General features: G+C 35.7%; 7 protein-coding genes and 2 tRNA genes. 1 reads left to right on the top strand and 8 read right to left on the bottom strand.

Features of this window, described 5'->3' with window-relative positions; translation table 11 throughout:
• Nucleotides 1-1,030: 1,030 nt before the first annotated feature.
• The 8 genes from LACWKB10_RS01395 to LACWKB10_RS01360 form a co-directional block, all read right to left on the bottom strand.
• Nucleotides 1,031-1,615, bottom strand: coding sequence for a hypothetical protein (locus LACWKB10_RS01395; RefSeq protein WP_034977755.1), 585 nt, complete (start codon nucleotides 1,613-1,615; stop codon nucleotides 1,031-1,033).
• Between the two features lie 11 nt (nucleotides 1,616-1,626).
• Complete coding sequence (locus LACWKB10_RS01390) at nucleotides 1,627-2,202, bottom strand: hypothetical protein (RefSeq protein WP_034977752.1); 576 nt, start codon at nucleotides 2,200-2,202, stop codon at nucleotides 1,627-1,629.
• A gap of 965 nt (nucleotides 2,203-3,167) precedes the next feature.
• Nucleotides 3,168-3,560, bottom strand: coding sequence for a hypothetical protein (locus LACWKB10_RS01385; RefSeq protein WP_034977748.1), 393 nt, complete (start codon nucleotides 3,558-3,560; stop codon nucleotides 3,168-3,170).
• 384 nt (nucleotides 3,561-3,944) lie between these two features.
• Nucleotides 3,945-4,016 (bottom strand) — tRNA-Gln (locus LACWKB10_RS01380).
• A gap of 8 nt (nucleotides 4,017-4,024) precedes the next feature.
• Nucleotides 4,025-4,096, bottom strand: a tRNA-Glu gene (locus LACWKB10_RS01375).
• Between the two features lie 158 nt (nucleotides 4,097-4,254).
• Nucleotides 4,255-5,106: a PRD domain-containing protein gene (locus LACWKB10_RS01370; protein WP_034977745.1), complete on the bottom strand. Its 852-nt coding sequence runs from the start codon at nucleotides 5,104-5,106 to the stop codon at nucleotides 4,255-4,257.
• A gap of 29 nt (nucleotides 5,107-5,135) precedes the next feature.
• The gene (locus tag LACWKB10_RS01365; RefSeq protein ID WP_034977741.1) at nucleotides 5,136-6,542 is read right to left on the bottom strand and encodes a glycoside hydrolase family 1 protein; all 1,407 of its coding nucleotides are present in this window, start codon (nucleotides 6,540-6,542) and stop codon (nucleotides 5,136-5,138) included.
• 37 nt (nucleotides 6,543-6,579) lie between these two features.
• Nucleotides 6,580-8,508 (bottom strand): beta-glucoside-specific PTS transporter subunit IIABC, encoded by a 1,929-nt coding sequence (locus LACWKB10_RS01360; protein ID WP_034977738.1) that lies wholly within the window; start codon nucleotides 8,506-8,508, stop codon nucleotides 6,580-6,582.
• 299 nt (nucleotides 8,509-8,807) lie between these two features.
• Between LACWKB10_RS01360 and LACWKB10_RS01355 the strand changes: the two genes are divergently transcribed.
• Entirely contained in the window at nucleotides 8,808-9,818 is a 1,011-nt protein-coding gene (locus tag LACWKB10_RS01355; RefSeq protein WP_034977735.1) for a serine hydrolase, read from the top strand.
• Nucleotides 9,819-9,829 lie beyond the last annotated feature (11 nt).

Here is a 9,829-nt window from a genome sequence, read left to right as displayed (position 1 = left end):
TCGAATCGAATAGTGTGTGGCCATTCATGGCTGCAGTATTTAATCTCTGGGAAATGGGCGAGGTCGGTGGTTTCTTTATCTCTATAATTATTCGAGTTATTGTCGATAGCTATCATGACATGCATCCCTTGGATTATCAGTGATCCGCATACTACCGCTCTCTTCACTGATAATAATTGACCCCCGCCCTCGCTATCGTTAGGCTAGGAGCCGCAACATGTGGTGTTTGCTTGCGCGAGAGACTGAATTTTGAAATTTTTTTGATAAGGGGGGGTAAAACACTGGCAAACATTGATTTAATAGCTTTTATGGTGCCTGAAACTGCACCTAAATGGCTTAATAATTACGGAAAACATGTAAAAAAACGAAGTTTTATTTGACGAAAAGTTCAGCCTTAAATAATTAAGCCCTTAGAGATTTTATAGATAAGTAGTTATGCTAACAACTGCTAACCATATTCATGATTAACTTAGCTGTGTAACTAAAACAGGTACACAGCTTATAGCATTGCAAAGAATGATATAAAGAAAATGATAGACTTTTTCATACAATGAATAATACAAGTCATGAGTGTATTAGCTGCAAAATTTTCGTGTGCACTTTGCGCACCCTTTTTTTAATTGCATTAATCCCTATAAAACGGTCTTTGTAGCTATTATCTTTACACCCTAATTGTTGGAAAATGTTGGAATCTTTTATTTTCAACACTCGTGGCTAAGCGTGCAGCATTACCACTACCAGGGATGCAGAGGCACCGATTCAGTGCTGCAGCTATAATTTTATAGCCCCTCCTATTTTCGCCACAGAAGAGCCGCTACAGTGTCATTTCCTTGCATGATACAACAATTTTTCAAACTTTTTTAATAGGGGAGTCTAAGAACACTAAACATTAATATATCAAGCTTAAAAGCTTTTGTTTAACCATTGAAATACCTTAAGGATTACGGAAAGATATAGCTATTTAAACAAGTAATTAAAAAAGCCGCCCAAGCGGTGGCTTTCTAATTTATTATTGTATGAATAAGTTTAACTAGCTATTTTTTTGCTTACGGTATTGTTCGTACAAATAATTCTCTTTGCTAATAATATCTAATGTCATGATGTTAGCAATTTTGATTGGAGTGGATCTAACCTCGTCCAGCAAGCCATAGTCTTTACAATATTCTTTTTGATCAATTAGTACCTTTTGCGTGTCAACAGAAATTATTTTTACAGTTTCCTCATAGTCATCTTCAGATTCAGCTATAGTCACATAAAAACCGTGATCGCAACAATATTTTAATATAGTAATGATATCCTTTTGGGGAATGTCGTTATATGCTTTTTGTAAATTTAATCTATCAAATTCATCTTGCTTTTTTAAGTAGTCAATGTAGAAATCAAACATTCTTGTATGACTATCGTCACATACCAATTTTTCAATTTCTGTCTTCTTATATAAAACATAACTATCTAAACTACCAACATCGTCTACAACTTCAAAAATATAGTATTGTCCCAAATCAGCGATCATATAACCTAGTGCAAATATATAACTGTCTTGCGATTTCCCATAAATCTTGACTAACTCTTTCTTATTAAGATAGCTATTCCAATCTTTTCTCTTGATTATCATAAAATTCTCCTTTATTTATTACTTTTCCAATTTCGAAGTTTTTTCTTTTCAGTTTTATATTTCCTAGCTTGTCCACGTTGATGTCTATTTTTATTCGACTTAGACCGGTTGGTTCTGTGATCTTCATTCCTATTATTTGCTTTATATCTACCACTGTTTTTAGCAAATAATTGGACAACCTTTTTGTACAAAGCGGAGCCAGCTGCTAGGGCCACTCCGCCTATAAGGATAACACCACCTGCAGTAAGAACAGCTTCACCTACGCCCGGAATTGCCATAGCTGCTACTGCTGGAGCAATTCCCACTCTTCTGACTCCAGTTTTCTTGCTATGTTTGATTTTCTTGGACGGCTTTACTTTTCCACCTTGTTTTAAGGCCTTATCTATTTCTTCCCTACTGGCATAATATACTACCTTGGCTTTATTCAGTCTACGTTCAAACTCTTTCATGGTCATCTTAATGCCATTAATTTTAACTATTTTACTCTTACCAGTCGCATAAACAGGTGTTGTTGTTGGCGTTACTGCTGCGCCTATTAAACTAGCAGAAATTATCACAAGCCCGATTTTTTTAATATTCAATTTCATTATTACCCCCTATATTAAAAGTATTCGAAAAATTATTATATAACTTTTTGCACCAAATCAATAGTAAGAATTAAATTATTTAATAATATTAGATAAATGATTATAACCTAGCCGGTCGTGTTTCGCGACAAGCCTAATATATCAGAATTAATGCGTTAAGCATCCCCCGCCCCGTTGATCTGAAGAGAGCAACCACATAATGGTGTCTTCTCTTTCAAAAACTGAATTCGAAATATTTTAAGGGAGGGGGGACTGTAGATAATTGCATTAAGAGATTTCAGTGCTTTAATTTTATAGGAAGTGCGCACACGCAACCCCTGTCTATTAAACTAAAGGGGTCTTTGAATTACCGACCCCTTGTCACAAAAATGACGCCCCAATTTAGGGCCCCCTTAACGACGTAGTTACAACTACACTCATTAAAAGAAATGCTCTAAGTGGCTCAGGCCCACTTAGAAAATCCGTTATGACTGTGACCCATTTCAAAATCGTTTCAATGCATCAGGTCAAATAATCACGATCAATCAAAACTTGGCCAAAGAGGGGGTCCATTTTGGACCTCCCTTAAGACTAAATAGAATTGAATCATCGAATTACAAAATTCACTAGAGCTGCATGATGTAACAATCATCATACTCTAAAGTATGCATATGCCCAATCCACATTTGGTTTGGGGTATAAAACAAGTTAAACAACCTATATTTTAGTTGTAATTATAAAATGTTAAAACACTAGGATAATCCAATTTTGGTTTTTCCTACTGATAAAAAGTGTGCAGTTTTCAAAATAGTGTGCATTGACATGATAGCTTATATATCAGCTTTCTTACCGATTTTTATCAAATAACCACCTTAGTAAATGCTAGTATTTGCTAGGATTCATTCCTTAAAAATAATCACCTAATATTAGGTTAAAACTTGAAAAAACCTGAACACTTTTCTTAAAGTTATTGTTAAAACCAATCTCTATTTTACTAGCTTGATAAAAGGTTCTATATCTATCTTCTTTTGATATATAGCAAAGTTTTTCATAAATTCATTTATAGCTATCTGTTTCAGCTCCCAATACCTAGTTTTACCATAGCCCATTTTTTTCATGACTTCTTTATTAGTATGGTCAAATAAATAAACACCAGTAAGAATTCTCTTTGATTTAATAGAACATTTCTGAATAGCTTTGCCCACACACCAAGTCACGTTCTCAGCAAAAGTTATTTCTTCAGTGGCTATTACCTTATCCATTGTAGTAAGATTATCTATCTTATCAGCCGTTAAATCAGTTTTATGCCTACCTGAGTGCGCCACAAACATATCTAAATCTTGCTTAAGAAATACTTTTAGATTTTCCGTCACTTCCATAGGGATGGTTTCCTCCTTACATGTCCTTTTCTACTTCAAAAGATCTAATTTATTTACGCTAATTGCAAGGACAATTACTTATTCTCTTATTCTATAAAAAAAGAAAAATTTGTACCGATTTTGCAGTTTCAAACAAAAAAGAAAGTCCAAAATAGACTTTCTTAAGGTAAATAAACTATAAAATATTAAATCACTGAACACTTGATATTATAGCACTTTTCAGTACCTAACTATAACAATTTTAAGATATTTTGACTAATCCACCATTGCCTAGAATTTTGCACCTATTAGGCTAATTTCAGTTAATTTCAAAAAATGGCAAAAAATAAAAATGCCTTAGTACCAACACTTCAAGCGAATTGAAACTAAGACAAATTACAAAAATTGGGATATCCGGGCTCGAACCGAAACATGCAGGAACCAGAAACCTGTGCCTTACCATTTGGCTATATCCCAGTGTTAAATCACCCGCACGAGAATTGAACTCGTAACTCCACCTTGAGAGGGTGGCGTCTTAACCATTTGACCAGCGGGCAAAATCAACAGTAATTATTATGCTTGAAGAGACAGTTATTGTCAAGTACTTTCAGTTCAAAAACTAAATTTAACTAATGAGTATTTTTAGCACAAAGAAAAACTTCCGAAAAGCTCTTCAATACGGAAGTTTTTTTATTATTGCCCCATTTTTTACCAACTACACTTTTTTGTAGTTTTCTTCAACTACTTTGTGCAAATGAACAATTAGGTATATTTTCTCCTGTTTAGTAATCCTCAAGTTAATTTTTTTCCTAATAAACTCATCGAAAGCATTAATAATTTCAACTTCCTTGGGCATTTTTGCAGCCAGGTCTTGGTAAAGTCCCTCTTGATCTTCATCTGAAAACAGTTTGTTTTCATAAACTCTTTCACAAAAATAATTTAGATGAGTCAAAAAACGCGAATAAGTGAAGGTATTTGGGTCGATTTTTCCCCCGATAATCCTTTGAGCTATTTTCTTAAGACTACTCACCAAATCAGCTATTTCCCTGTTTTTCTGTTGGTCACCAACGTCAACTTCCGCATCCACAAAATGTAGGCCAATGCCCGTTGCTTCGCTATTTGGTAACGAAACATGCATTTTTTTATTAATCAAATTAACTGCAAATAACCCTACTTGATATTCATTTCTATGGTGAAGTAAAACATCAGGATAGTTGAAATTTTCGCCAATATTTCCCTCTTTAACTCGTTTTACCACAAACGAAATATGATCAGCCAAGGATAAATAAAGGTAATCTTTTACTTTGATTTGATATTTATCGGCGGCAAAATCTATTATTTCCTTAACCATATTTAGATAAGTTTCGTCTATCGTACTTGCTAGCTGAATAAAGTTTTTTAGCATTTTATTATCGGTTAAGACAAAAATCTTTTGAATTTCCTCTTTTTTAACAGGATAACCAATTGCTTTATGGTAGCCTAGACCCTTGCCCATTAGAATACACTCTGCACCTGATTCATCTAATGCCAAAATAAGCGAATTATTCAAAACTTTTAGCACTTTCATCAGCTCACCGCCTAATTGCATACAATTGTTTAGTTGACCAATCCGTTATTTGCAATAACTTTTTGGTACCAGTAAAAACTGTCCTTGGGAATCCGACGTAGATCTTTTAGATCATTGTCAGTTCTTTTGACGTAAATAAAGCCATAACGCTTTTTAAATCCCTGATGTGAACTTAACAGATCCATAACTGACCAAGGACAATAACCAATTAGCTTTACCCCATCTTGAATTGCATCATAACAAGCTCGGATATGATCTGCCAGATAGTTTATACGATATTGATCATGAATCTTGCCATCTTTTGCCATAACGTCTGGAGTACCTAAACCATTTTCGGTAATAATCATTGGCAAACGAAACTGATGATAATATTCATTCAGTACAATTCTCAACCCCATAGGATCGATTTGAGCACCATATTCCGTTGCAGACAAGTTAGTATTTTTTTCGATCTTAAAATAGCCGTACAGATCAAAATCCACATCATTTTTCCTTGTACCAAATGGGTGATTGGCATCACTGGGTAAGTAACTGGCAACGAGAGTACGATAATAATTGACTGCTATGAAGTCAGGCCGAGCATCGCGCAATACTTGCTCATCTTGATCTTGCATTGAAGGAAAAATGCCCACTCTTTTAAGGTAATTGCTATAGTACCCTGGATATTGTCCGTAACAATACATTTCCAGGGCATAATTAGTTTTAAAATTGTCATTCATTTTAGCAGCCCAAACATCTAGTGGCTTGGTAGATGCTGGATAAGTCATGGTGGATGATATTGCAGGTCCTATTTTACCGTTTGGCACCATGTTATGACAATCTTGCATAACACAGGCACTTGCTACAAACATATTGTAATCCATTTGAGCTCTGACACGTTCTTTATTCTTAGCTTCAACATGATACATGTTTAAGCGCTCGTTTACACGAACCATTAGGTTTTGTTCATTGATCACCTGCCAGTTCTTAACTCTGTCACCAAATTCTTTAAAACATATTTGGGCGTATCTTCTAAAAGCTGAAATGCAAGACCTGTTTTCCCACCCGTTGTATTTTTCTACCAAGGCTAGGGGCAAATCAAAATGATATAGAGTTACAAACGGCTCAATCCCATTTTCAATCAGGCAATCAATTACTTTATTGTAAAAGTCTATCCCCTTTTGGTTAACCTGACCATCACCGTCAGGAATAATTCTCGACCAGGCAATGGAGAAACGGTATACTTTAAGACCTAATTCTTTCATTAAAGAAATATCTTCTCGATAATGATGATAAAAATCACTGGCCACTTTGGTATCAGCTTGCTGGGGACCAGCATGAACAAAAGAATTATAATCTGCTACAGATTCTCCCTTACCATCTTCGTTCCATCCGCCTTCAATTTGAAAGGCTGATGAAGATACGCCCCATAAAAAGTCTGGATTAAATTTTTCCATATTTACTCCTCTAATAATCATATTTTAGATTTGGATATTATGATTTCGATAACAGGTATAACAACTGGTCGTTATTAGTGACGTTATCCTTGTTCGTCGATCCAATGGCTGCATAGTTTTTCGAATTAGTCACTACAACGGTCGTGGTTAAGTCGTAACCTGCCTGCTCAATCTTTTGCATGTCAAATGAAACTAGCAACTGCCCCTTCTTGACATGATCTCCATCTTGAACGTGCTTTTCAAAATACTTTCCACTTAGTTTAACAGTGTCGATGCCAATATGGATCATCATTTCAATTCCACTGTCTAATATTAAACCAATTGCATGTAAAGTCGGATATATCATGCTGACTGTGGCATCTGCAGGAGCTAAAATTTTTCCTGAAGCAGGTTGAATTGCAATACCTTTACCCAAAACTCCGGATGCAAAAACTTCATCTGAAACTTGAGTTAGAGGTATCGTTTTACCTTCAACAGGAGAATTTACAGATAAGTCGCAATCATCTGCAACTAAATCTTCATCAATCGTTTTAGCAGGATTTTCTTCCTGATCATCCTCAATTTGATCCGTCCTTGAATTACTTTTTTCTACAGGAGTTTCATCACTAGGTAAATCATTAAATCCTAATATAACTGTTAAAATGCAAGCTCCACCAAAGGCAATCAAGCAACCCAAAATGTAACAAATAAATGCCTTAGTTCCGGCAGAAGCATAAACAGGAATGGTCAAGACACCTTGATTGGCAAAAGCATTTCCATAAGAGCCACCCCAGCCCATCAAGGCACCGCCTAAAGCACCACTAATTACTGCATAAACCATAGGTTTTTTCAGACGCAAGTTAGCACCATAAATAGCCGGCTCGGTAATACCAAACAATGCTGTCACTGTAGCTGAAGCTGCCACAGTTTTCAGATTTTTGTTTTTAGTTTTGAAGAAAACTCCCAAAGCCGCACCAGCTTGTGAAAAGTTTGCTGCACCTGCAAAGGCAAGCAGGTTTTGCCGTCCTGTTTTAGCAACATCGTTTATACCAATTGGAATGATTGCTCTGTGAGCACCAAAAATAACAAGTACACACCAAATACCACCAACAAAGGCACCTAATAAAATCGGACTCAAGTTCATGATATAGTGATATGCCCAGTTAACTGCGTTACCAATATAAATACCAATTGGGCCGAAAATCATTAAGGTTGCAGGTACCATAATAAGTAAAGACAAAGTTGGTACCATAATTATTTTGAGCACATCCGGCATTATTTTTTTAACAAATTTTTCAACGTAAGCCAGTACAAAAACCGCTATGATGATGGGAACAACCGAGGAAACATAATTTGCCTTGGTAATTCCGATCCCAAACAGCGTTACTGCTTTGTTTCCCGTCATCAACTCTACCAAAGTGGGATAACATAGTGTTGCTCCCAGAGTCATAGCTATGTATTCATTTGTTTTAAAAACCTTAGCAGCCGATCTAGCCAAAATCACTGGCATAAAATAAAATAGAGCATCTGACGCGGCATTCAAAATAATATAAGTATTAAATGTCTTTATATCAACGTGATAGACATTTAAGCCAATTAATGCTGCAACAGCCAAAATACCCTTTAACATTCCCGAAGCGGCAATGGCCGGAATAGTTGGCGTAAAAATAGCAGTTACAACATTTAAAATCTTTGTCCCAATACCAACTTTTTTGTCTTGCTCATCATCTTCCGTAGCGGTATTTTCAAGCAGCGGCATGATTTCATCATAAATTGCTTCTACTTTATTACCTAAAACTACTTGAAACTGACCACTGGCCTCAACAACCTGAATCACTCCCTCTATACTGGAAACTTTGTCTTTGCTTGCTTTACTTTCGTCCTTTAAAACAAATCTCAATCTGGTAAAACAATGCGTTAAACCAGAGACATTTTCTTTTCCGCCCACTCCATCTATGATTTGTAGCGCGATCTTATGATTATCCATAATTTTCCTTCTTTTATTTAAATAAAAAAGACCAAATATACGTAAATAAAACCGTCCATCTCGGTTATTAATTACATACACTTGATCTTGCCTGCATTACCAGTAACACGTCAAATAAAAGTTCTTTTATTTTACAAACTTAAATTTAACATTAGAAATCAATTTATGCAAGCGATTACATAAAATTTACCATTAAATCTATTTTTTAACATTTAAAATTTCATTCACACTTATTTGGAAAAATAAACCAACGAATTGTATATAATATAATTAGAAATATTAACTGAAAGACAGATTTTATGATTGACTACTCAAACACCCAAAATTTAATTGAATCAATGGTTACGGAACGCATTGTACCGGGCGTAAACTATGCGTTTTTTAAAAATGAACAAGTTTTCACTTCAACCGTCGGCTTTGCAAGTACCTACCCGACAGTTACGCAACTTAGCCCGTTTGCTATTTATGATTTAGCCAGTCTGACCAAAGTAATTATTACTGAAAATATTTTGCTTAAATTATATCAAGATGGACAGCTCAATTTTACTGAACCACTGCACGACTTTATTCCTGAATTTAAAGATGAACGTGTCCGCCTTTTTCATTTGCTTACCCATACCAGCGGAATCCGTGGCTGGATTGAAAAGCGCGACCAATTATCCCATGACGAATTAATCAATGCCATCATTCATTTACCTGTCACAGACGAGTTTGAACATAAAATGCGCTATGCCGATACGAATTTTATCTTGTTGGGGTTGGTTGTTAAAAAAATATTTGGTCAACCAGTTCAAGAGGTTGGTCAAAAATTAATAATTGAGCCTTCAGGTTTAAAAAACACTACATTCAATCCCCCTAAGGACTTATGTGTGCCCACCGCTGTTTACCAAGGGAAAGTTTTGCAAGGCGAACCGCACGATCCTAAAGCACGCCAGCTTGGCAGTGATTGCGGGTCAGCAGGACTTTTCTCCACAATGAATGACTTGGTTAAATTAAGTAAAGGATACTTGGGCTTGGATAAACACATTCTGCCCTTCAGTCAAGAACTTGTCGCAATGTTATTCGATAATAAAAATCCGGCGGGTGTCAAGCCACGCTCATGGGGCTGGGACTTGCGCTTTGACCCTCAGTTGCATTACCCGCTGATTCTGCATACCGGCTTCACTGGTGTTCTTATGCTTCTTGACCGCGTAAAAAAGTCGGGTCTAATTCTTTTGACCAATCGTATTCACCCTACTGGTCATAATCAGGTCTTTCTAACTATGAGAGAAAGAATTATTCAGAGTTTTTTAAAAGAAAATGACCAATAAAAAGATAGTTT

It is taken from the genome of Lactobacillus sp. wkB10 (assembly GCF_000760615.1).
GTDB lineage: Bacteria > Bacillota > Bacilli > Lactobacillales > Lactobacillaceae > Lactobacillus > Lactobacillus huangpiensis.
The sequence above is the reverse complement of the archived record's forward strand: the minus strand, read 5'-3'. Positions and strand labels throughout refer to the sequence as shown.